Source organism: Micromonospora fiedleri (genome assembly GCF_016774385.1).
GTDB classification, from domain to species: Bacteria; Actinomycetota; Actinomycetes; order Mycobacteriales; family Micromonosporaceae; genus Micromonospora; species Micromonospora gifhornensis.
The window spans coordinates 569,856-591,568 of record NZ_JAETXL010000001.1; the positions used below are offsets into that span (position 1 = coordinate 569,856).

Here is a 21,713-nt window from a genome sequence, read left to right on the forward strand (position 1 = left end):
CCGGCGTCCGGCCTCGCGGTTGAGGTGCTTTCCGGTGCTACCCGGTATCGGCCGGCGGGTCTGCGGCTGTCGACGCCGCCGCTGTGGGCTCGTTGAACTGGATCAGGAAGTCGGGCACGCCGACGAGTTCGATCACCTCGGTGCTGGGCTTGCCCTGGCCGCTGATGACCACCGTCCCGTAGTCCCCCGGCGTGAACGGCCGACGGGAGTCGAGCGCCGCCCTGACATCCTCGATCTGCTGCTCCGATACCCGCAGATAGCTGTAGACCCCCTCGCCGGCCATGTTCCGACCCAGGACCAGCAGCAGCGACGATTTCGGCATTCCGCTGCTCTCGGCCGCGGCTTTCGCCAGGCGTCCCTGACCCTGCTCGCCGGCCGCTCGCGGCGAGCCGGATCCGCGACCCGGGCCATCGGCAGCCGACGGCACCAGGGCGACCAGCGGCACCTTGGCACCGGCGGCGGCAGCGGTGACCGCACCGAGTCGCTGGGTCAGCGCGGCCGGCAGCTCGATGCTCTCGGTCTGCTGGAGATAGTCGATCTGGTAGCGGACCGGCTCGTCGATCGGCACCTCGCCGGTGAGCCGCAGCGTGACGGGCTCCCCGTTGACACCCTCGGCCGGAAGCACCACACCGGCGTGGACCGCCTCCGACTCACGCAACCGCCGGTCCGACTCGATCCAGCCGATGGCCTGCCGGCAGGCATCCGCCAAGGTGCCCAGGCTGCTGATCCGGCCGTCGCGTTCGAGCAGGACGTGCCGGGTGGCGTCCGGACGACGGATCGCGCCGGCCACCGCGGCCAACGCCGTCCGCTGCTCGTCCGGCCCGAACACACCCTGCCTCGCGAGCGCGGCGAGCATCTGCACGGCGAAGTAGGCCCGGGCGACGAACGGGTCGGCGGTGGCCCGGACGAGTTCCGCCAGGCCCTGCTCGGTGACCCGGTCCAGCCACCGGAACGACCCGAGCACCCGTTCCCCGACCGCGTCGGTGTCCCAGGCCATGTCCAGCAGCGTCCGCAGCGACGGCGCGTCACCGTCGCCGAGGATGGCCAGCAACGCGCCGGCGACACTACGGGTCGCCCACCCGGGCTCGTGCCCCAGCAACGTCAGCAGCAGGGCGGGCAGGTCACGGGGTTCACCGGCGACCGCCTCCCGCAGCGCCGCCGGTTGTTGCACGGCCACGGCGTACAGCACGGACAGGTAGTCGGCACCGGCATTCCAGCGAGGCCTGTCGGGCGCCTCGGCCTGCTCCACGAGCTGCGCGACGACCTGCTCCAGCAGCAGCGCGAGCAACGGGTTCGGGTCGGCGCCCTCCCCCACCGGGGCACCGTGCAACACGAAACGCGCGGCCCGCCGCAGATCGGCCAGCCACTGGTCACCGACCACGAACGGGTCCACCGCCCCGACAAGGCCGCGCAGGACGAGGTCCGGCGCGATGGAGACGTCGTCCTCGATGGTCACCCCGGCGCGGGCCAACGCGGTCAACGCGGCGACCGCGATCGGCTCGTGCGGATCACGGGCGAGCAGCCACAGCTCCGTGACCGCCTCCGCGGCATCCAGCTCCGGCGCCTCCCAGCGGGCCCGGTGCAACAGGAACCCGAGGCCGTCGCAGGCGGCTTCGGCCAGCCCGTCACCGGAGAGCGCCTCGCCGAGCAGCGCGTCGACGGAGAGGCCGGTCACCGGCAGGATCAGCCCGAGCAGGCGCAACGCCTGTGCCGCCGGCCCGTCGCCGCTCTCGTTGACGCACCGTCGGGCCGCGCCGGCCGCCCGACGCAGCCGGGTGGCCTCCATCCCGAAGCGGCTCGGCGTCCAGGCCACGGTCTGCAACGCCCACAGGAGCTCCATCTGCTCCTCGTCGGGCAGCCGCGGCAACTCGGCGAGCAGCATGTCCAGGACCGGCAGGCGAAGGTGATGGAGCGCGACGAGGAGCCGCCGCCGGGCAGCCGGTTCCCCGGCGAGCAGGTCCAGCGCCGACCGCAGCACGCCGGGTGCGTCGTGCACGATGTCGGCCAGCGCCCACGACAGGTCGCCGTGCAGGTGCGGGTGACGATCGCGTGCCGCGCAGACCAGCCGTACGAGTGCGACGATCGACTCCGCGCCGAGCGCGCTGGCCCGCAGCCTCGGTGGCCCCTGCCCGCCTCGGGACACCGAGGCGATGGCGGTTCGGGCGCGCAGCCGGATCCGGTCGTCTTCGCTGCGGAGCAGGTCCGCCAGGCGGGCCACGGCAGGTGGATCCAGTTCGCCGGACTCGATCGCCAGCAGCGTCGCCACCCCCGCCAGGTCCGCCCGGGGATGCTCGCGCCACCGACGCAGGCGCGACACCGCAGTGGTGGCCCGGCCGGCGGCCAACAGCTCCACGGCGTCGTCGACCTGCTCCGCGGCGAGCAGCGCGTCGATGCCGGCCACCGCCTCCTTCTCCAGTCGAAGGGCGGTCACACCGGCTGCTGCCCGCGCCCGGAGGGCGGCGAGCGCGGCGGGTCGTCGTTCGAGGTCGGACAGGGCGGACCAGGCGGCGCGTTCCGAGGTGAACCAGCCCGTCGTGTCCCGGAGCAGGTCCAGGCCGCGTCGGCACAGCATCGCCGTGGTGAGCGCGGCCCAGGCCTGCACCGTGTCCGCGTCCCGGTCGAGCCGGTCGTGGCTGAGCAGCGCACCCGCCGCGTCGCCGCGGGCGATGCTGCGTTGGCGACGGAAGGTCAGCACCGCCTCGCACCGTCGGCGCAGGGCCCGCGTCTCGTCGCTCGTCGGCGGCGGCAGGGCCGACAGCACGCGGGCAACCTCGTCGGGCGGCGCACCCCGCAGCGCGACGAGCGCCTCGCGCAACAGTCCCTCTTCGGTGTCCAGGTCGGTCCACCGGGCGGTCCGGGCCAGGGCACTGGCGCGGGCGGCGGGGTCGTCGACCTGCCGGGCCGCGGCCACCGCCCGCTCCAGAAGCTCGGGTCCCGGTGCGACCAGCCGCTCGCCCACCGCGAGTTCGATGGCCCGCAGCCGTTGATGTGCGTCGGTCAGACCGCCGAGCGCCTCGTCAAGGACCCGCACGGTCCACCGGTCGCCGAGCAACGCCGCGAGCCGGATCCGCCCGCGAAGCTCGGCGTACGCGGATCCGGACCGTCCGCTCGACCGGTCGAGGCGGGACAGCGCCACCGGGTCACCCGGCAGCCCGCTGCCGGCGAACGGTGCGTCGCCCGGCTGCGCTTCGACGTCACCGGTCTCCTCGTGCTTGTCGCTGTGCTCCGCCGTCGACCCGCCGGCGGCCGTGCCGAGGCGTTCGAGGGTGCGCCGGGCGCTGGGCGGGTCGGTGACCAGCACCTCCAAGGCCAGGCAGGCCGCCTCGGTGCGGAATCCTTCCGCGATGATCTGCTCGGCGAGCCGATCCAGACACCAGCACCGCAGGAAGCCCCAGCGGGGATGCAGACCCGCGAGCACCGTCAGCGCCTCGGCGAGATCACCGGCGGGCGGCGAGAGCGGGTCGAGCCGCCAGTCGTCGGTGCCGGCAGCGGCGACGGACTCGGTCCGCGCCACGTCGGCCAGCGCCGAGGCCAGGCCGCCCGCGACGTTGACCATGTCCCGCCCCTTGACGTCGAGGGTGACGGCGAGGGCGTACTCCTTGTCGTCGTTCGCCCCGCAGACCGCCAGCGCCAACTCCTCCGACAAGGGCCGACTCGTCGAGTCGCCGTCGGGCCGAGGAGTTCCGATCATCCACAGTGCACGGACCACGTCGCTGAACGTGTCCGGGAACAGGCCGGTGAAGGGTTCCCCGAACACGTCGCCGGAGGCGTCACCGGTGAACCCGGCACCGGCCGCCAGCGGGTTCAGACCGGCGAGCGCGTCGCTGAGCAGCATGTCCGTACGACCCAGCCGCCACCGGGCCCGCCGCCGAACCGCCTCCACGGTGGCGATGTCTTCCTCGCTCACCGGCTCGACGAACGGCGCCGTGGCGCCGACCTGAGCCTCACCGGTGTCCAGCACCAGCCAGGCGGCCAGGGCGTCCCCGCGTACCTGCGGATCTGCTCGACGATCGGTGAGGATGCCGGCGAGCAGATCCGGCAGGTCGTGACCGGGCACGCCTGCACGCAGCCAGGTCAGCAGGTGATCCGTCAGTGGGCTGTCGATCGCGATCTGTTCCGGGCGGAACGCCACCGGACGCGGGCCACGGGCTGCGATCGCCGGTCGGATGAGGGTGTCGAGCAGGACCGCCGCCCGGTAGCGTTCCGCCGGCTCGCTGGTGGGCGCGGCGAACACCGACACCGCCTCGTCCTGGCGACGCAGCCAGTGGATCATGTCAAGGAAGGGGATGCCGCCGTAGAGGCAGAGCAGCACCCGCAGCCAACCGAGGTCACTGCCGACCCGCTCGCGCAACACCGCTTCGGTCGTCAGGGCCGTCCGCATCTGGTTGCGTACGCCGATCGTGGTGGCGGCACGGATGCCGGCCCGGCGTCGGCCGCTGCCCGCGGCGATCGTCGGCGGCGCGACCCTGACCATCGTGTCGACAAGCGCTCGTTGTTCCGCATCCAGCCCGGCCCGGACGGTCTCAGGGTCACCGCCGCCGATCGCGGCCATTCGCCGATGCAGGACGGTGAGCAGTGCCCGGGTCACCTGCCAGCCGTGGTCCGCGCTGTCGCGGTACTGCGCCTCCAGCAGCGCCTGCACCACCGATCGGTTGTCGAGGCGCAACGCGTCGATCAGCCGGGCGGCGGCGGCCGCCATCGCCGGGGCCGGGTCGCGCAGGTGCTCGCAGAGAGCTTCGCAGATCAGTCGAGGTGCGGTGTCGCCCTGCACGCTGACGGTCCAGCGCAGCAGCGGCGCCAACATCCGGGCACCATCCGGGTGCAGCGTGACGACGGTGCCGGTCAGCTCGGCCTCGGTCTGCACCGCCACCTGGACCAGTGCCCGCAGGTGCTGCCGGCGCAGCCCGGCGATGTCGGACAGGCTGTGGCTGAGCATCTCGGCGGCCAGCCGTCTGCCGGGCCCAGCGAGCAGCCTGTCGACCACCGACGCGAAGACGCTCTCGGAGACCCGACTGAGCTGCCCGAGGGCGAGCCGGACCGCTTCCAGCCAACGCGGATCGCCGAGGCGGTCGCCGATGGCGGTGACGATCGCGTCCACCGTCCCGGCATCGATCAGCCACCGGCCCGCGAAGTACTCCTGCACGGTCAGGTGCCGAAACCCGTACAGCTCCTGCCCGCGGGCGGTGAGCAGGTCGATGCCGGCGATCACCGGATCCACCTGCTCGGCCGCGACCGGCGGCGCCGGTTCACCGAGCAGTTCCAACGCCCGCCGGCACAGCTGGGTGAGCCTGGCTCGGTCGATGAGCCCACTTCGCGACACGTCGTGCATCTGGTACGCGACCGCAGCCTGAAGCCGGATCAGCGTGTCGACCGGCACGTCGGGAAAACGCAGCCCGCCCCGTCGCACCGCATGCTCGACCATCGCGGTGTAGAGATCCACCCGCAACCACCGGTCGCCGCGCACACCGGGACGCCCGGAAAGCCCGGACAACACCACCGAAACCAACGACACCAGCAGGTACGGGTTGGCAGCGAGCTGCCGCACGGCGGCACCCCCGCCGGTGATCAGCTGTTCGATCTCGGTCCGACGCTGCACCTGGGTCAGCTCGGGCACCCGGGCCAGGGCGAAGTAACCGCCGAGCCAGTAGTCGACGACAGCGGCGGCCCCGTCACCGTCGAGCGGGCCGATCAGGAACTGCTCGAACCGGTCGCCGAGCGCGGCGGCGTAGTAGCCCGCGATCCGGCTGGTGATGATCGTCTGATTGCCGGGGGCCCGGGCGGGATGGTCCAGCCGGACACCCCCGGAGGCGGCGAAGACGTCCAGCGCGGCGGCGACGGACCGACGATCGGCCAGCGAGGGCACTTCGTCGAGACCGTCGACGATCAGGACCAGTCGTCGGCCACGCAACGCGACCCGGGCGAGCCTGGCCAGCTCGTCAGGCGGCAACCGGTCGCCGCTGGCCGGGTCGGTCGGGAGCGCACCGGCCCAGCCGAGCTGGATGGCGAGGGCGGCCAGTCCCTCCGCCGACTCCTCGGCACCGGCCAGCCCGACGGCGAGGTCGGCGGCCCGGCAGAGCACCGGCAACCGCCGTACCTCGTCGCGCTCACCGTCGTCGGCGAGCTGCCGGGCGGCGGTGTCGTACGCGAGCCGACGCACCATGCTGCTCTTGCCGCTGCCGGGCTCACCGAGCACGATCGCCCGCCACACGGTGCCGGCCAGTCGGCCCGGGGACAGTTCCGGCAGCCCGGAAAGGTCGAGCCGGTCGATCGACCGGGTCGGTGACAGGTACGTCGGCAGCGGCCGGTCGGCGAGCACCGAGAACTCGGCCCCGCTGTCCGGCGTCGTACCGCCGTCCCCGGCCACCTGACGGGCCCGGCTGCGCAGATGGTCGAGTTCGGTGCTCCGGGTCCGGCCCGACGAACCGTCGCGGACCAGCGGACCTGGTGGCGGACACTGCGCCAGCGGCATCGTCACCGACACCCCGGCGACGACGGTGTCGATGGCACCGTGCGTCCGGCACACCCACCGCAGGTACGCGTCGCGTACCGGCCCGAGCGCATCCTCGTCGACCACCCGGTCCCGGGTGGCGACCGGCTCGGCACGCGGCGTCAAACGGATGGCCCGGACCAGCCGGTCGTCGGCGGCGGCCCGGGACGCCGCGGTCACCTCGCCGACCGGCATCGCGACCATCGGCAGGCCGGCGAGCCGATGGTCGATCGCCTCAGGCCGACTGTCCGGCTGGCCGACCAGCACCACCCCACTGCGGTCCGGATGGTTGTCGAGCCAGTAGGCGACCTGGTCGCGCACCCGACGGTCACGCACCACCGAACTGTCCCGACCCACCACGATGAGCAGCGACGCCTTGTCCATGACGGCGTACACCATCTCCCAGTCATCGGGTTGACTCAGGTGACCGCCGGAGTAGAAGAGTTGCATCGGCAACGGATCGAGCGCCGCCAACAGCGACTGCTCCACCCAGTCCCGGTCGCTCTCCGGGTAACTGACGAAGGCGGTGGTCGATGGTTGCGGAGGCGCGGCCGACAACGCCACCGTGAGACGTTCGATGACACCACTGTTGGCGATGTTCGTACCGCCCGTGTTGGCCTGCCCGGTGGCGCCGGTGGTGCCGCCGGACAGGTGGCGAAGCACCCCGGCGAGAGCATCGGCGGGCGGCTGCTGCGGTTGACTCACGGGTGGCACATCATCCTGCGGCGGTGTCACCGCTTCAGAAAACCCGGCGCGCAGAGACCGCACAACCATACGTGGCGCGACCATTACTGACCGAACGGCTTACCGAGCCGGTGAAGTGACAGGCCACGATGGAGACATGTGGGGTAGTCGACGAGCCGCCGGATGGGTCACGGTCTATGTGCTGGCGGGTGCCATCCTGCTGGCCATCGGCGTGATCTTCCTGGTCGACGAAGGGCTCGAACGCGCGAGCTGGTGGGCCGGTCTGGGAGCGTTCGTGATCACCGTGGTCAGTGCCGCGGTCGCTGTGACGCGTACCCGACAGCAGACACCCACCGACGCGGAACCAACACCTCCCGCCGAACAGGATGGCTCGCCCCGCATCGACGAGTCCCCTGCGCCATTCCCGCAGACCGGCACGGTCGAACAGCGCAACACCGGCGGCATCAACATCGCGAACACCGGCACCATCGGCGAGGTCGACGTCCGAGCGGACGGAGAGTCAGCCCGGTGATTACCTTCGTGATCCAGTGCCAGTTCGGGACGGTACACGCGCCATTCACCTTCCACATCGGCGAGCCGGCAATCGGCACCAACCCGATTGAACAACAATCCGCCTGGCTACAGCGCGTACGCGGCGGATCGGTCCCGATAGAGGTGATGGACGCGTTCGAGACGCTGCTCACGAGCGCGTTGGAGAACAACGTCTCCTTCGAGGAGCTGTACACGTACGCGATGGAAGAGGCCACCAGCGACTCGGAAGCGGCGGACGAGAACGACGCCGCCCCGACCGAGACTGACAACAACTCCGCCGACACCTAAACCAAACGGGACCGGTGCACAGCAACATCGACCAACATCCCGGCGCGATCGAGCCCGACACCCCCGCTCTCTGCACACCGACAGCGTCGATGCGATTGACGATGATCCCGTTACCGCGAATCCTCAGGTTCCTCCGAGGCTGATTCGTCGGCCTCGACCGGGTGACGGGCGGCTCTCCGGGCCGGCCAACCGAGGAACCGCTCGAACAGATCCCTGACATCGCCGGTGGAGCGCGGGTCGAGGCGGTGCAGGTCATCGATTGCCTCGTGCAGAAGGCCGGCCAGGTAGATGAAAAGACTGAGCGAGCTGTTCCGGTAGCTGGCCAGGAGGTCGAGTTTCGCCCGTCCACAGGGCCAGGGTTGACCGCACGTCCGGCACAGCCAGAGCGGACGCAACGGCAGATGTCCCAAGGAATCGGGCCCAGACCGGCCGGCCTCGGCGGCAGGCATGCCGTCACCGCTCATCGGCGTCGTTCTGCCGCGCCTGCCGCTCGAACACGATCCGCCAAACGTGCGTCAGCAGTGGCGGGTCGTCCGGGTCCGGCCGGGTCGACGCCGAAAGTCCATCTTCGGCCTCTGACGTCAGCTCGCCGGTCGCGGCGTACCGCGATACATACACCGTCATGGCCGCCTCCCGGCCCGCGCTGGCTTCGGCCCGCGGTGGGCCTGCCGGCACGCCGACAAGCCCACCGCCACCGGCCAGCAGCAGGGAACAGACCGCCGGCCACCCGCCCCCGCAGCCCCGATGGCGGTACGCGAACGAGGAATCACCCGTACGGTCGACGGACCGCCCGGCGCGAGCACTTGCCGGTGCGTCGGGTCGAATTCCGACCTGCCGCCGTGAGGCGCGTCCATCTCGATCTCCCTGGCGTGACATTGCCGCTGGCCTGCCGACGCGCCGCTGGGGGTCGGCGCGTCGGCACATCCAGGTTGTCCTGAGCGGTGGAGGGACGGAATGTCCCGCCGGTGCACCGACGGTGCACCAGCCGTCACCCTATGTACGGCTACCATCACCTCCACCGGTGACTGTCCGTTCCGGAAGGACGTGTGATGGCTACGGTGACGACCTGGACCGGCCAGGACGCGAATGCGCTGCGGAATGCGTTGCGGATGAGCGTGACCGCCTTCGCCGAGCACCTCGGCGTGGCGCGGCGGACCGTCGCCAAATGGAGCAGCCGGGGTGACAAGGTCCTCCCCCGTGCGGACATGCAGGCCGCGCTGGACACCGTGCTGTCCCGAGCGACGCCTGAGGTCCGGGAACGTTTCGAGGCCCTGCGCGCGAAAGGCACCAGCGGTGCAGCCGCAGATGCAGCCGGGCCGCCTGCTGATATCCAGGCGGATACTGGCGCTGACGGTGATGGCGACTCGGGCTCGGATGGTGACGTGCGACGCAGGGATCTCCTACGCGGAGCGGCGATCGGCATCGCCGCCACCCCCAACGTCGCGCCGCTACTCGACGCGCTGTTCACGTTCACGACCTCGGACAGTGCGGCACTGTCTATCCCACACTTCACCCGAGCCGTCGCCGCAGCCAAGGTCGACTACCAGGCATGCCGATACGAGCGGGTGCTCGATCGGCTCGTGACGCTGCTGCCCAGCCTCGAACCGGTCAAGTTCGGCACGGAGGGCGAGCAGCGACAACGGGTCGAAGCTCTGGCTGCCGACCTGTACCACGTCGTCGGCAGTGTCCTGCTCAAGGTGGGCGATCGCGGGATGGCCCTGATAGCGGCCGAACGAAGTGCTCGGGCCGCTGCTCTGAGCGAGGACCCGGTGGCGATCGCTGCAAGCGCTCGGATCATGACCCATGCGCTCATGGGCAACAGCCACGACGCCCAAGCGGTGACCCTCGCCGGAAACGCGGCCCAGTCGCTCGACCGGGACACCCGTTTAGCGTCGAGCGATGCGGTGGCTGTCTACGGTGCCCTCGTCCTGCGCGGAGCCATCGCCGCCGCCCGCCGCGACGACCGGGACACTGCACACACGATGCTCGATGAGGCAACCCGCGCGGCATCCCGCCTCGGCTACGACGGCAACGACCGGTGGACCGGCTTCGGTGCCACCAACGTCCAACTGCACCGAGTCAACATCGCCCTGACCCTCGGCGACGCCGGGACAGCCATCGCGATCGCCCGCACAGTGGCGTTGGAGAAGGTGACCCTGGCCGAGCGCAAGGCGTCCCTGTTCGTCGACGTGGCACGCGCCTACACCCAGTGGGGACGTTACGAGCACGGCCTCAACGCGCTGCGCACCGCGTACGAGGTGGCACCCGAAGAGATCCGCTGCCGACCGACGGTCCAGCGCATCGCCAGCGACCTCGCCATGCGTGCCAACGGCTCGGCCCAGATCTCCGCTGTCGCTTTCGCCCAGAGCGCTGGGATCCGGCTGTGACCGGCGGTCACCTCCAGATCGTCGTCTGCGGTGCCGGCCCTGCTTCCGACGTGGCCCACCTCGTCAGGGCAGCGCAGCAGCAATCCTGGACAGCCGCGGTCACCGCCACTCCGAGCGCCATGGACTTCATCGACGTGCCCGGGATCGAGGAGCTGACCGGCGCTGCGGTGAGATCCAGCTACCGAGCATCCCCAAGCGAACGACGGTCCCTGCCCATCACAGATGCCCTGGTCATTGCCCCCGCGACGTACAACTCGATCAACAAGATCGCTCTCGGCCTTGCTGACAACTACGCCATGACCTCGGTCGCCGAACTGATCGGCAGGCAGGTGCCGACCGTCATCGTCCCGTTCGTCAACGCCGCCCTCGCCGCGCGGGCACCATTCCGGAGCGCCGTAGCCAGCCTCCGCGACGAAGGCATACGTGTCCTTTTCGGACCTGACGACCAATGGGAACCACACCCGCCCGGCAGCGGCAATGAACGGCAGCAAGCCTTCCCCTGGACGATGGCTTTCGAAACAGCGGGCCAACTCGCGCGCAGATCGTGACCGGCACTCGGGAACAAGCACCGCCCATAACCGGACTCTCGTACGCGGAAGACCCGGCGGGCGGGAACTGCGCCAAGCATTGCTAGGGGATGCGCCACCGCTGGACCCGAGCCCGATCCGGCGGATTAGGAGTGCTGTCACTCGATCCGGCCTGTTCAGGCTAGCCTCGCCATGTCCTACCCGGTGGACGTGCTCGCGATGCTCATCTTGCGGCCCGTTGGGATCGGGTAGCGGTCGGCGACCGGCCGCCCTTCTAAGCCGACTTCGCCCGCAGGCTTGGCTGTACTGATGGCTGCACGACCAACGTCTCTCTCTCGATGGGATCGCCTCTCTCCGGGCGCCGACGGTCGAAGGTCTCTGTCACCTATCCGTCACTGCTACACCGCTCGACGGAGCGGCAGGGGATCTGTGCAGGCGACCAACCCATACGGCTTCAAGTGGTTGCCAAGTGGATGCCGCCACGGCGCGACCCGCACCGGCCACCACCCCGTCTCCACCACGCCTCAGTGGCCGAGTGGGCGGTAACGGAGGTGAACGACGCCGTTGTGGAATCGGCGTTCGCCAAGCAGCGCGAAGTCGGTGCGCCCGCCGGTAGGCAGCCCCGACTTGCCGCCGCCGACGGCCTTGGGCCAGACGAACAACTGGCTCGTCAACCAGTCCGGCTCGGATGGCTTGCGCCGCCAGGTTGGCGCCGCCAATGGTGATGTCACGGTCGGCCGTGGCCTTCAACTGGCGTACGGCCGCGGGGTCGAAACGGCGCTCCAAGCTGGTGACGGCCGTTGACACTTCGGTGAGAGTCGTGGAGTAGACGACCTTGTTCGACGCTTGCCAGGCGGTTGCGAAGTCAGCCATGAGGTCGGACTGCGCGGCCAGAGCAGCGTCGGTTTCCCAGACGGCCATCATCTCGTGCAGACGCCGCCCGTATAGGAAGGTTCCCGCCGACCGCACGAGGCCGGTGATGAACGCGAACACCTCGTCGTCGGGCAGAAACCAAGCGGAAACTCCACTTTCATCCTCCATATAGCCGTCAAGCGACACGTTATTGACGTAGATCAGCTTTGCCATACCTCTACCTTCCGGCGCACGTAGGACCCACGGGATGTGACCTCTGGCCCGCTGGCTCAACGAAGCATCACGGGTCGGGCTGACGTCTTCACCTCTCGCCCGTTCTACGAACGACTCGGCCCGGATCCGACGCCCTGCCGCGAGGAAGTCCCAACCCGCGTACGCGAAAAGGCCCGACCGGTGGTAACCACCAGGTCAGGCCTTGCTCATTGCCCTGGTGATCAGCGATACGCGGCCGCCTGCAGGCTGAAGAACTCGGCGTACATCCCGTTGAGCGCCAGAAGCTCTTCGTGGCTGCCGGACTCTGCGATCCGCCCGTCCGACACGACCAGGATCAAGTCCGCCATCCGGACGGTCGAGAACCGGTGTGACACGAAGACGGTGACGCCGCCGGTACGGATCCCCACGTCACGCGCCGCGTCGGAGTACCGGTCGAACAAGGCGTGCTCGGTCAGCGGGTCCAAGGCGGCGGCGGGCTCGTCGAGCAACAGCAGCAGCGGATCGTCGCGCATCATCGACCGGCTCAACGCGATGCGCTGCCACTGCCCGCCCGACAGTTCAGCGCCGTTGTCGTAGGACTTGCCAAGGTAGGTCTCCAGGCCGATCGGCAGCCGGTCGATCACCTCCTCAGCGTCTGCACGCCGGATTGCCCGCTCCACCGCGCCCGGTGCATCGAGTCGCGGCAGGTCACCGAGGCCGATACTGCTTCTGGCCCGCAGTTCCAGCCGGAGGTAGTCCTGGAAGCTGGCGGAGATCCGCTGGCGCCATCCCAGCGGGTCGAGCCGCCGCAGGTCGGCGCCATCGATGGTGATCTCACCCGCGGTGGGCCGGTAGAACTGGCAGAGCAGCTTGACCAGGGTGGACTTGCCGGAGCCGTTGTCGCCGACGATGGCGACGATCGTGCCGGAAGGGATGCGCAGGCTGAGGCCTTGCAGCACGTCGGTATCGGTGCCCGGGTAGCGGAACGCGACGTCACGCAGCTCGATGCCGTCGGCGAGGACGGCGGGCGGCGCCTGGTCAGCCGGCGGACCGGGTTCCGACGGCGTGGCGTCGCGGATCCAGCTCAACCAGCCGATGGCGCGGGCGTTGCGTTGCAGCGCCTGGGCGAGCGCGACGGCTCCGGCGGCCTGCGCGTTGGTTTGCACGGCCAGCGTGATGGCGAGGACAACGTCGCCGACGGTGCGCTCGCCGCTGATGGCGGCGCGGACGACCAGGACGATGGAGCCGATGTATCCGAGCGCGAAGATCAGCTGACCGGTGAACCGCAGGGCCGCGCCAGCACATTCAGCCCGGCGCAATCGGCTGTCCACCTCGCGGCGGACCGTCCCATGGCGGCGGCGGAGCTCTCCGCCGAGCCCGAAGAGCCGAATCTCCTTGGCGGCGATCGAGCTGAGGGCCAGATCGAACAGGTGCCAGCTCATGCGGGCCGACTCGGCGGTCACGAGTTCGGCACGTTCCAGCCGCTTCTCGGCCAGCCGCCCGGCGATCAACGGGGGGACACCGAAGATCGGCAACAGGAGCAGCCACGGCTCGATGCGGGCGAGGAGCACGGCGGTCAGGGTGAACTGGGTGACCAGCACCCCGATCGTCAGGACGGTCTGCACGCTCTGACCCAGCGTCCACGACTGCTGTCGGAGCAGCTCGAAGCGATCCGCGGCGTCCCCCCGTTCGTGCAGCGCCAGTCCGACCGGCCCGTGCGCCAGGTCGCCGAGTTGGCGTTCGGTGTCCTGCTTGTGCAGATCACCGAGCTCGAAGAAGAAGATGTGGGCGAAGTGCTCCATCGTCAAGCTGAGCAGGATACTCACGGCGGCGGCCGTCGCCGTCCAGACCGCGACATCGGTCCGCCGGTCGAGGGCCGCATCGACCGCCACACCCAGAAAGAGCGCCAGCAGGGGTCCACTCACCGCGCCGAGCATCATCAACAGGGCGGCGGTGATCAGCCTTCCCGGGCTGAGCCGCCACGCCGACGCCAACGTCGCGCGGACACTGCGCAGGACTCTATGCACAGCCTTCCACCTCTTCCTCGGTGAACCGCGCGGCCTGCAGCCGAAACAGCTCCGCATAGCGGCCGTCGAGGGCGAGCAGCTCTTCGTGGGTGCCCTCCTCGACGACGCGACCGTGTTCCAACACGACGATCCGGTCGGCACGGCGCACCGTGGAGAACCGGTGCGAGATGACCACGCTGGTGACTCCTCGGGTGAGGTCGAGGAACCGCTCGAAGAACGCCACCTCCGACCGCACGTCCAGGTTGGCGGTCGGCTCGTCGAGGACGAGAATGCTCGCGCCACCCTCGACGGCGACCAGAGCACGGGCGATCGCGATGCGCTGCCACTGCCCACCGGACAGTTCGGCGCCGCCGGCGTATCGCCGTGACAGTGGAGTCTCCAGGCCGCGGGGGAGCTGGTTGACGAAATCCGCCGCGCCGGCCTTTTCCAGGGCGGCCCGGACCACCTTGTCGGCACGCTCCGGCTCGGCGAGCAACTCGATCGCGCCGAAAGCGACGTTGTCGCGCACCGGCAGCTCGAAGTGGGTGAAGTCCTGGAAGATGGCGGCAACCCGGCGCTGCCACGCCGTGGCCGGGAAGGTCCGAATGTCGACGCCGTCAGCGGTGATCGTCCCGGCCGTCGGTTCGTAGAGCCGGGCCAGCAGTTTCACCAGGGTCGTCTTGCCTGCGCCGTTAAGGCCGACGATCGCCAGCGACCGGCCCGCCTCGATGGTGAGGTCGAGGTCGTTCAGCACCGGTAGCCCGCCCGGGTAGGCGAAGGACACCTTGTCGAATCGCAACAGCGTCCTGGGCAGTCCCGCCGGATCGCCCCTGCCGTTCTCGGTGGTGCGGGCGTCGGCTTCGCTCATCCTCTCGATCCGCTCCACCGACCGGTAGGCATTGAGGCCCTGCTCGGTCGCCACATCGGACTCGGCGATGAAACCGCCGATCCTCATGGCGGCCAGGGACGCCTGGAATACGAGTATCAACCCGCCCAAGCCGAGCAGTCCGGACGCCGTTGCCTGAGCCGCTCCCGTCAGCAGCGCGCCCAGCAGCACGAAGGCGACAAGAACATAGAGTATGTAGGGGCCGTAGAACAGCCTGCGTCGGGCCCGCCAGACCGGGAGCACGGCGTCCATGGCGGCCGTCGTGTACTCCTGCTTCAACCAAGGTAGAAGGCCGAAGACCCGCAACTCCTTCGCCGCCGCGGGCTGGAGCAGCATGGTGCGGAGATATTCGCTGCGGCGCCGCAGCCGGGCGGTGCTGCGAAAGACCTCGGTGAACACCGACAGGCCGAGCCGGTAGCCGAAGCGGATCGTCAGGGCCGCGAGGAGCAGAGCCGGCCCCGCCCACCACACGAAGGCAACCGACGTGACCCCGGCAGCGAGAACGGTCTGCAGGTACCGCGAGATCAGCGCGATCTGACCGGCACCCGCGGCACCAGGCGACCACATCTCGGTCCGCAGCCGGTCCTTGGCGTCGGCGACGTGATCGAGCAGCTCCGGATCCTCCATCACGGCCACGCCGCCGCTCGCTTGGGAGGCCGCCATCAACCGGTCACGGACGAGATCGTCGAGGCGACGGCGGATCAGGTTGCCGAGCAGTTCCTGTACCGGCAGCAGCAGCTGCACTCCGAAGAACGCGGCCGCCGCGAGGATCAAGTTGGTCCGAAGATCGCTCCAGGCCGCCGACCCGAGCCCGCCGGCTACCGCGTCCGGCACTCGGGCGACCACGGCTGAGGTGGCGAGGATGAACGCGACCGGCAGGATCCCCGCGGCGATCTGGATCATCACGGCGGACGAAACCAGCGACCAGCCGGCGTTGGGTACCAGGTGCAGGATTCTCATTCGCCCGTCGAGGCGCGATCTGTGGCCGCGAACAAGTTCCGCCCACACAGACCTTTCGTGCGTCGTCACCACCAGGCGCCTCCCGTGCGGCCGTGAATGAGGTAGGGAGATATGGGCGTGCCGTCCCCCAACTCTGCCTACGCGGCAGGAACGGAAAATCCGCTTTCCTCAACCTCGGCAGGTGACCCAGGAGAGGCCGTGGGGGTGGACCTTGCGCACATTTCGAACTGCTCGTAAAGAGCGACCCAGTTGGCGCCGACCGCAGGGTTGAATATCGGCGCAAGCATGGCCTGCAGGATCACCTCGGGAGCTTCCTCGTGTAGCGCGATGAATAGGCTCAGGTTCTTCAGCCAGCCCTCGTAGACAGTCTTGTTGGGGCTCAGCGGCGGCCCTTGATGATAGGCGAAGCTATCTTCGTCGAAGACGAGCTGCGTGCCGGAGCGCTCCAGTCTGTACCCCAACTCGGAATCCTCCAGGCCCCATCCCCGGAATTCCTCGTTGAATCCACCGACGCGCATGAAGTCGACGCGTGGAACAGAGACGTTGCAGGTGAAGAACAGATGCCACGATGTCTTCAGATCACCGCCGATATCGCTCAGGCGACTCAGCAGGTCCAGCCTGATGTCGCTCTTGATCACGCCGCCGAGGAATTCCTCGCCGCCGTACTCCATGAAGCGGTCGTCGAACGCCTCCGGAGTCCGCAGATATTTTCTGAAGCCGATGACGGCCTTCTTCGCGGAAATGCCTTGGTAGCGCCGAAGATGCTGTTCGACAAAAGTGGGCGGAACCAGTTGATCACCATCGACGAAGATCAGGATGTCGCCGGTCGCTTCTTCTGCACCGCGATTTCTTGCGGCGCTTCTGGACGACGTTGCAGACCGAGGCAGATGCAGGTAGCGGAACCGGGAGTCCGCCATCACGTGACGCCGCACGGTCTCTGCTGTCGGGTCGGTCGATCCATCATCGACGACGAGCACTTCGAGAGAATCGGAGACAGCCAGATTCTGTGCACGGAACGTGCGAAGGCATCTGTCCAGCAACACGAACGAGTTGAATGTCGGCACAACCACTGATGCCTTCATCGACGGACGGTCTCCGTTCCAGAGCAGAAAGCGGGTTCCCGACGTGGGAAGCCCCGCATCACGTTCTTGCAAGTTCGATGTCGAACCGACAGCCGACGACCGACGCCCCACTGTCGGTTAATCTACGGTTCCGCCGCGGTCAGGTGGCCCGTCCGCATCGCCCTCTGAGGCGTGACGGGATTCCGCGCGCCAGGTGCATCCGTCGCCTGCCTGTTCGCACGACACCGTGACGTCCGATTCGACGTAGCGGGCGGCGATGGCCGTGTTGAGTTCCTGACAGTACGGGCATGGTGACGCGAAAGTCAGTTTGACGCCGGCACCGGCGGCCTGTTTGCGGTACCGCAGGATCCCGCACTCCGCGTTGCGCAGGACGGTGCCAGAAGGCTGGGGCTCGCTGGTCACCGCCGAGTCGTAAAGCAGCAGTTGGCGCTGCAGCCGATTCATGAAGTGCACGGTGGCTGACTCTCCGGCGGGTCGCTGCGACTGCAGCAGGTCCGCGGTGATGCGTGAGTTCGCCTGGATCCACGCGGACACGCCCTCATCGCCGTGCACGCCCTGAATGAACTCTTCGGCCGCCGCCTGGGCCTCGAAGAACCGCTGGCGCCAGAGATCGACCTTGACGGCGGGGTCGAGGGCAGCAGGGTCATTGGTCATGGTCGGCGTCCTTGCCGGTGGCGAGCTCGGCGAATACCTCCTGGGCGATGCGCAGCCCGTTGTTGGCGACCGGCCATCCCCCGTAGTAGGCGAGCTGGATGATGATTTCGACGATCTTCTCTTGTGACATCCCCAGGTGCAGGGCGGCGCCGATGTGGCCACGCAGCTCCCAGTCGGTCCGGGCCAGGGTGACCGCGGTCAGCGCGATCAATTCGCGCTCCTCGACGCTCAGGTGCGGGCGGGTCCAGATCTCACCGAACAAGTGGTCGATGGTGAGCTGGAGGAAATCGGGGTAGGAGCCTGGGCGGGGTTCGCGGCCGAAGACGTGCTTGAACATGGCCTCACCCCGCTCATGTCGGGCAAGCGGCTGGTTCATCGATCACTCCTTCGTGTTGCCAGGTGGCCTGTCGGACAGTGGTGAATTCCTACGACGCCACGAAGGCGGCGAGCAGCGGCGCGGGGCAGCCTGAACCAGACCCACCCCTGCGCCGGAGCTGTGCGGAGGGCCGTGTCTCGGTCAGACCTCAGAGGATGATGCTGAGCTTTCCGTGTTCGCGAAGACTCTCGTGGTCGAGCACCACGAGACGTCTCCGGACCCGGAACGACTCGCCCTCGACGGCGAGTTCGAGCCGATATTTTCCGACGTATGAGTCAGAGCGCCCGTGTCCGAACCGGTACACGACGACATTCGCCGCCACCTCGATGTGCGTGCCCCGATCAGCCAGGATCTCCACGTTGGTGATCATCCGATTCGTTCGCGACAGGGGATTCTCGCACCACACCTCACCGTTGAGGAGTTGCTCGATCCGCTGGCGCAGCCGGGCGGCGTTGTCGTCGATCAGCCCGAGCGCGGTGGCCGACTCGCCCCGGACGTCGGTGGCCGGCACCAGGTAGCGGATGTCGTCGGTCAGCATCTCGTCGTACCACTCGCGCAGGCGCCACTCGTCGAGCAGTCGCGCCTCACGGAAGAGGAACTGGCTCACCCGGTGCCACAACCGCAGCTGGGCCGTCTCGTCGACCGTCGGATCGGTGTCTATCGTGTCGGTGGTCATCGCCGTTGCGCCCCTTGCCTCTCGGCCCGCTGAGTGACGTCTTGAGCTTCCTCGTGGTCGTCGTCGCCGTCGTGCATCAGCCGGTCCCACTGCCGCCAGAACTCGCGGGCGGGGAGCTCGTCGGTGGTCTCGGGGACCTCTTTGGCCATTCCGCGTGACAGGTCCGAGAAGCGGAGCGTGCGATTGAGGTAGCCCCGTTGACAGGACTCGACGATCTCGATGTCGTCGGGGGTGGCGAAACCGGCGGGACCGAGGAAGGTCAGGTAGTGACTCTTACGCAGTTCCCGGATGTCCGGATCCTCGTCCTTGGGGGCCAGCGCGACCGAGGTGATGGACATCTGGCCGGCGCTGACCGGGTCGATCTTGCGGATGGTGATCCCGATCGCGTCGATGATCATCAGGTTGGGGAAGATCATCAACGCCCGATTGGCACCGGTGATCCGTTGGGCGCGTTCGGCGCCGAACCGTTCGACGAACCGTGCGGCCGTCGCCTCCATCCGTGACCTGACCTCGGGGGGGAACATCGGCGTCCAGTAGGCGAGCGGTCGGGCTGCCGCCGGTACCAGCTCGTTGGCGCCATGCCCCCGCCCAAGAGCGCGGGCGAAGCCGCCTCGTCGTCGCGGTGCCATTGTGCCGAGCGACTCGATGTAGCTGACGTAACGCTTGTGCAGGGCGCGGAAGTGGTAGATATCGACGCTGTTCTCCATCATGAGCTTCCAGTTGGCCCGGGCCCCGTGCAATTGCGCACCTTGGATCACCTCCATTCCCACTTCGGACTGGTCGGCGATCAGATCGAGGTACTCCGTCGCGCCCGCCAGATACTCGGTCAAGGTGCGTGGCTGCTCAGGATCGAAGGTCGCGAACACGAAACCCCGGTAACTGTCGCTGCGGTGCCGCGCCAGGCCGAAGTCGGATTTGCGGAAGCCTGGACCGTACCCGTCCGGGAGCGGAACTCCGACCAGGTCACCCTGGTTGGAGAATGTCCAGTCGTGGTACGGGCACCGGAACGATCTGGCCTGCCCGGCTGGCTGCGAGCAGATCAGGGCCCCCCGGTGCGGGCAGCTGTTGGCGAACACTCGAATCACCCCGTCGGAGCCGCGCGCCATGACCACCGGGCGCCCTCCGACGTCTCGTGACACGTAGGAGCCCGGCGCGGGCACCTCCGACTCGTGCCCGACGTACAGCCAGCAGCGATCGAAGATCTTGGTCATCTCCTGTGCGGCCACGTCCTCGTCGGTGTAGGCCCGGTGGTCGACCCGGAATGAGAAATTCTCAAGATCATCGAACACGATCCGGTCGCCCACCGGCCGCTGTAGTTCTATCGTCACTGCTCCCCCTTTCGCGGTAGCTTCTCGCCCATGCTGAGAACGATTTCCGCCGTGCGCGCGGCGGAATCGCCGCACTCGGGCTGCGCCGCGCGCAGCCGCGCCCGATAGTCCCGGCCGGGATCAAGCAGATCGGTGACCGCGTCAGCGACCGCCCGTTCTGTGACGTCGGCCGGCTCAATTGCCGTCCCGAAGCCCGCGGTTTCCACGAAGTACGCCTGGATAGGCTGATCCACCGCCAGCGGGATCACCAGCATCGGTGTCGCCGCCCGGATCGACTCCGCCACCGAGTTGTAGCCGCCATGGGTGATGAACACATCGGCGCGCGCAAGGACCTCACGTTGTGGCACGTACGGGGCGGTGAGCACGTCGGCGGGCAGCGCGAGTTCCTCAGCGAGATCTCCCACCGCGGCGATCACCTGTGCACCGGTCTTCACCGCCCCCATGATCACCGTGCGGAGGAGGTCGGGCCGCCGGAAGAAGATCGTGCCGAAGGAGACGAACACCAGCGGACGACCGGGGTCGATCTCCTCCAGGCCGGGAAAGGCGACCTCGTCGCCGCGCTTTCCGGCCGCTCCCGGCAACCCGACCAGTTGCACACCGTCGTCGGTGACCGCTTCATCCCCGACGAGCGAGGGAATCGTCGGCATCAGATTGAGAATCGGCGAACGCGCCGAATGAGTCCGGGTCGACCACAACACCCCGCGCCTGGTCAGATAGTCGCCAACCTGTTCGTCGTACAGCCAGCGACCTCGCCGACGTTCCTTTGGGCATACTCCGCCTAGGTTTGCCCAGATCATCCCGTACGGCACACCGGACGCCTGCGCCCCGGCCATCGCCGCCGCCAATACCGGCAGCGAATCGAGCAGCGCGAAGTCCGGCGCCGTCGCCCGCAGCGCATCAGCCACCTGGTCCGCCAGCGGTGACGATTCGAGCATCGGACCGATCTTTGCCGGATCGTCGCTCCACGGCGCCATCTGGACCTGCCCGACCATGTGGACCTCCGCCGGACCCAGGGCCTGGCGACGCTGTTCGCCGAGCACACCACCGTCCGCTGACAACAACAGCAGCACAACCTCATTGCCGGTGGCTTGGAGCGCATTGACCACCGGAATGTACGGGTTGAGGTGACCATGCTGAGTGGTGGTGAGAAAGACGATGCGCACTAGGTCTCCGATCCATGGGAAAACAAACAAGCCGACTCAGATCTGGGCCGGGATCGACCGCATTGGGCACGATTACGACACCCGGCCTTCGAAGACGAGTCGGCACCGCGACGTACGAGCGGCATAAATCCGCCCGCAGGCACGCGAGAACCCCGGCAGTGCGACGGAACCCCGACGTCCCAAAACTGTTACGAGGATCTACGCAATCCCCTCCATCATTGTGGGGACGCGGACCCGTCTACGTTTACTACTCGGAAACAAACTTGCAACAAGGGGTCCAACGCCTGCACGGAGGCGACTGCGGAAAGTTTGCCGGACAGCGTGATCAATGTCAATGCCTCAACGCTGTCGGCGCACCCGCAACACCGCCGCTTTGACCGAACTCCGCCTCGACCCGCAGCAGGCGGGGCAGGTTCCTCGGCAGCGAAGGCGGGAAGGCTGCGGGTTCACAACCCTTCCGGCCGAGTCGCCAGATTTCATGCAATGGTGTCAATGAAGTTTGAAATGTCACCCTGGGCGGAGCTGCGAGCCATGGTCACCGGCTATCCGTTCCGACTCACAGACGAGGCCCCTACCCGGGGTCCCCGTTGTT

The 21,713-nt window shown here is 68.5% G+C and carries 16 protein-coding genes; 4 read left to right on the forward strand and 12 right to left on the reverse strand.

Translation table 11 applies throughout. From position 1 onward, the window contains the following. Nucleotides 1-37: 37 nt before the first annotated feature. Complete coding sequence (locus JMF97_RS02640) at nt 38-7,192, reverse strand: NACHT domain-containing protein (protein WP_203220045.1); 7,155 nt, start codon at nt 7,190-7,192, stop codon at nt 38-40. A 136-nt stretch (nt 7,193-7,328) separates the two neighbouring features. Here JMF97_RS02640 and JMF97_RS02645 point away from each other — a divergent pair, with 136 nt between their 5' ends. Both JMF97_RS02645 and JMF97_RS02650 read left to right on the forward strand, forming a co-directional pair. Beyond that, entirely contained in the window at nt 7,329-7,703 is a 375-nt protein-coding gene (locus JMF97_RS02645) for a hypothetical protein (protein ID WP_203220046.1), read from the forward strand. Further along, nucleotides 7,700-8,011, forward strand: a complete 312-nt coding sequence (locus JMF97_RS02650) for a DUF2610 domain-containing protein (RefSeq protein WP_203220047.1) — start codon at nt 7,700-7,702, stop codon at nt 8,009-8,011. Before JMF97_RS02645 ends, JMF97_RS02650 begins: the two co-directional genes overlap by 4 nt. 110 nt (nt 8,012-8,121) lie before the next feature. Here JMF97_RS02650 and JMF97_RS02655 read toward each other — a convergent pair whose 3' ends face one another. Together JMF97_RS02655 and amcA are read right to left on the reverse strand one after the other, a co-directional pair. Continuing rightward, a complete protein-coding gene (locus JMF97_RS02655; RefSeq protein ID WP_307816737.1) occupies nt 8,122-8,475 on the reverse strand; it encodes a hypothetical protein in 354 nt (117 codons plus the stop codon). Continuing rightward, complete coding sequence (gene amcA / locus JMF97_RS02660; RefSeq protein ID WP_203220048.1) at nt 8,465-8,635, reverse strand: multiple cyclophane-containing RiPP AmcA; 171 nt, start codon at nt 8,633-8,635, stop codon at nt 8,465-8,467. Before amcA ends, JMF97_RS02655 begins: the two co-directional genes overlap by 11 nt. 425 nt (nt 8,636-9,060) lie before the next feature. Here amcA and JMF97_RS02665 point away from each other — a divergent pair, with 425 nt between their 5' ends. After that, nucleotides 9,061-10,398: a helix-turn-helix domain-containing protein gene (locus tag JMF97_RS02665; RefSeq protein WP_203220049.1), complete on the forward strand. Its 1,338-nt coding sequence runs from the start codon at nt 9,061-9,063 to the stop codon at nt 10,396-10,398. Then, nucleotides 10,395-10,946 (forward strand): flavoprotein, encoded by a 552-nt coding sequence (locus JMF97_RS02670; RefSeq protein WP_203220050.1) that lies wholly within the window; start codon nt 10,395-10,397, stop codon nt 10,944-10,946. Before JMF97_RS02665 ends, JMF97_RS02670 begins: the two co-directional genes overlap by 4 nt. A gap of 360 nt (nt 10,947-11,306) precedes the next feature. Here JMF97_RS02670 and JMF97_RS02675 read toward each other — a convergent pair whose 3' ends face one another. The 9 genes from JMF97_RS02675 to JMF97_RS31905 all read right to left on the reverse strand — a co-directional run bounded on the left by JMF97_RS02675 (nt 11,307) and on the right by JMF97_RS31905 (nt 21,121). Continuing rightward, nucleotides 11,307-12,011, reverse strand: coding sequence for a dihydrofolate reductase family protein (locus tag JMF97_RS02675; RefSeq protein ID WP_238358506.1), 705 nt, complete (start codon nt 12,009-12,011; stop codon nt 11,307-11,309). A gap of 221 nt (nt 12,012-12,232) precedes the next feature. Further along, a complete protein-coding gene (locus tag JMF97_RS02680; RefSeq protein WP_203220051.1) occupies nt 12,233-14,017 on the reverse strand; it encodes an ABC transporter ATP-binding protein in 1,785 nt (594 codons plus the stop codon). Further along, nucleotides 14,010-15,785, reverse strand: a complete 1,776-nt coding sequence (locus JMF97_RS02685) for an ABC transporter ATP-binding protein (protein WP_203220052.1) — start codon at nt 15,783-15,785, stop codon at nt 14,010-14,012. The genes JMF97_RS02680 and JMF97_RS02685 overlap by 8 nt, the downstream gene beginning before the upstream one ends. 194 nt (nt 15,786-15,979) lie before the next feature. Beyond that, a complete protein-coding gene (locus tag JMF97_RS02690; protein ID WP_203220053.1) occupies nt 15,980-16,924 on the reverse strand; it encodes a glycosyltransferase family 2 protein in 945 nt (314 codons plus the stop codon). Nucleotides 16,925-17,041: 117 nt separating this feature from the next. Continuing rightward, complete coding sequence (locus JMF97_RS02695) at nt 17,042-17,578, reverse strand: hypothetical protein (protein WP_203220054.1); 537 nt, start codon at nt 17,576-17,578, stop codon at nt 17,042-17,044. Further along, on the reverse strand, nt 17,568-17,954 hold the full coding sequence (locus JMF97_RS02700; RefSeq protein ID WP_013731917.1) for a carboxymuconolactone decarboxylase family protein: 387 nt from the start codon (nt 17,952-17,954) through the stop codon (nt 17,568-17,570). Before JMF97_RS02700 ends, JMF97_RS02695 begins: the two co-directional genes overlap by 11 nt. A 148-nt stretch (nt 17,955-18,102) precedes the next feature. Then, nucleotides 18,103-18,630: an aromatic-ring-hydroxylating dioxygenase subunit beta gene (locus JMF97_RS02705; protein WP_203220055.1), complete on the reverse strand. Its 528-nt coding sequence runs from the start codon at nt 18,628-18,630 to the stop codon at nt 18,103-18,105. Further along, nucleotides 18,627-20,033, reverse strand: a complete 1,407-nt coding sequence (locus JMF97_RS02710; RefSeq protein ID WP_203220056.1) for an aromatic ring-hydroxylating oxygenase subunit alpha — start codon at nt 20,031-20,033, stop codon at nt 18,627-18,629. Before JMF97_RS02710 ends, JMF97_RS02705 begins: the two co-directional genes overlap by 4 nt. Beyond that, the gene (locus tag JMF97_RS31905; RefSeq protein ID WP_203220057.1) at nt 19,955-21,121 is read right to left on the reverse strand and encodes a nucleotide disphospho-sugar-binding domain-containing protein; all 1,167 of its coding nucleotides are present in this window, start codon (nt 21,119-21,121) and stop codon (nt 19,955-19,957) included. Before JMF97_RS31905 ends, JMF97_RS02710 begins: the two co-directional genes overlap by 79 nt. Between the last annotated feature and the right edge of the window lie 592 nt (nt 21,122-21,713).

Bases quoted from the DNA above. Each gene is read 5' to 3' on its own strand.
- JMF97_RS02695 (WP_203220054.1), bottom strand. From the start codon at position 17,578: ATGACCAATGACCCTGCTGCCCTCGACCCCGCCGTCAAGGTCGATCTC.
- JMF97_RS02655 (WP_307816737.1), bottom strand. From the start codon at position 8,475: ATGAGCGGTGACGGCATGCCTGCCGCCGAGGCCGGCCGGTCTGGGCCC.
- JMF97_RS02675 (WP_238358506.1), bottom strand. From the start codon at position 12,011: ATGGCAAAGCTGATCTACGTCAATAACGTGTCGCTTGACGGCTATATG.
- JMF97_RS02700 (WP_013731917.1), bottom strand. From the start codon at position 17,954: ATGAACCAGCCGCTTGCCCGACATGAGCGGGGTGAGGCCATGTTCAAG.
- amcA (WP_203220048.1), bottom strand. From the start codon at position 8,635: ATGACGGTGTATGTATCGCGGTACGCCGCGACCGGCGAGCTGACGTCA.
- JMF97_RS02705 (WP_203220055.1), bottom strand. From the start codon at position 18,630: ATGACCACCGACACGATAGACACCGATCCGACGGTCGACGAGACGGCC.
- JMF97_RS02690 (WP_203220053.1), bottom strand. From the start codon at position 16,924: ATGAAGGCATCAGTGGTTGTGCCGACATTCAACTCGTTCGTGTTGCTG.
- JMF97_RS02645 (WP_203220046.1), top strand. From the start codon at position 7,329: ATGTGGGGTAGTCGACGAGCCGCCGGATGGGTCACGGTCTATGTGCTG.
- JMF97_RS02685 (WP_203220052.1), bottom strand. From the start codon at position 15,785: ATGATCCAGATCGCCGCGGGGATCCTGCCGGTCGCGTTCATCCTCGCC.
- JMF97_RS02665 (WP_203220049.1), top strand. From the start codon at position 9,061: ATGGCTACGGTGACGACCTGGACCGGCCAGGACGCGAATGCGCTGCGG.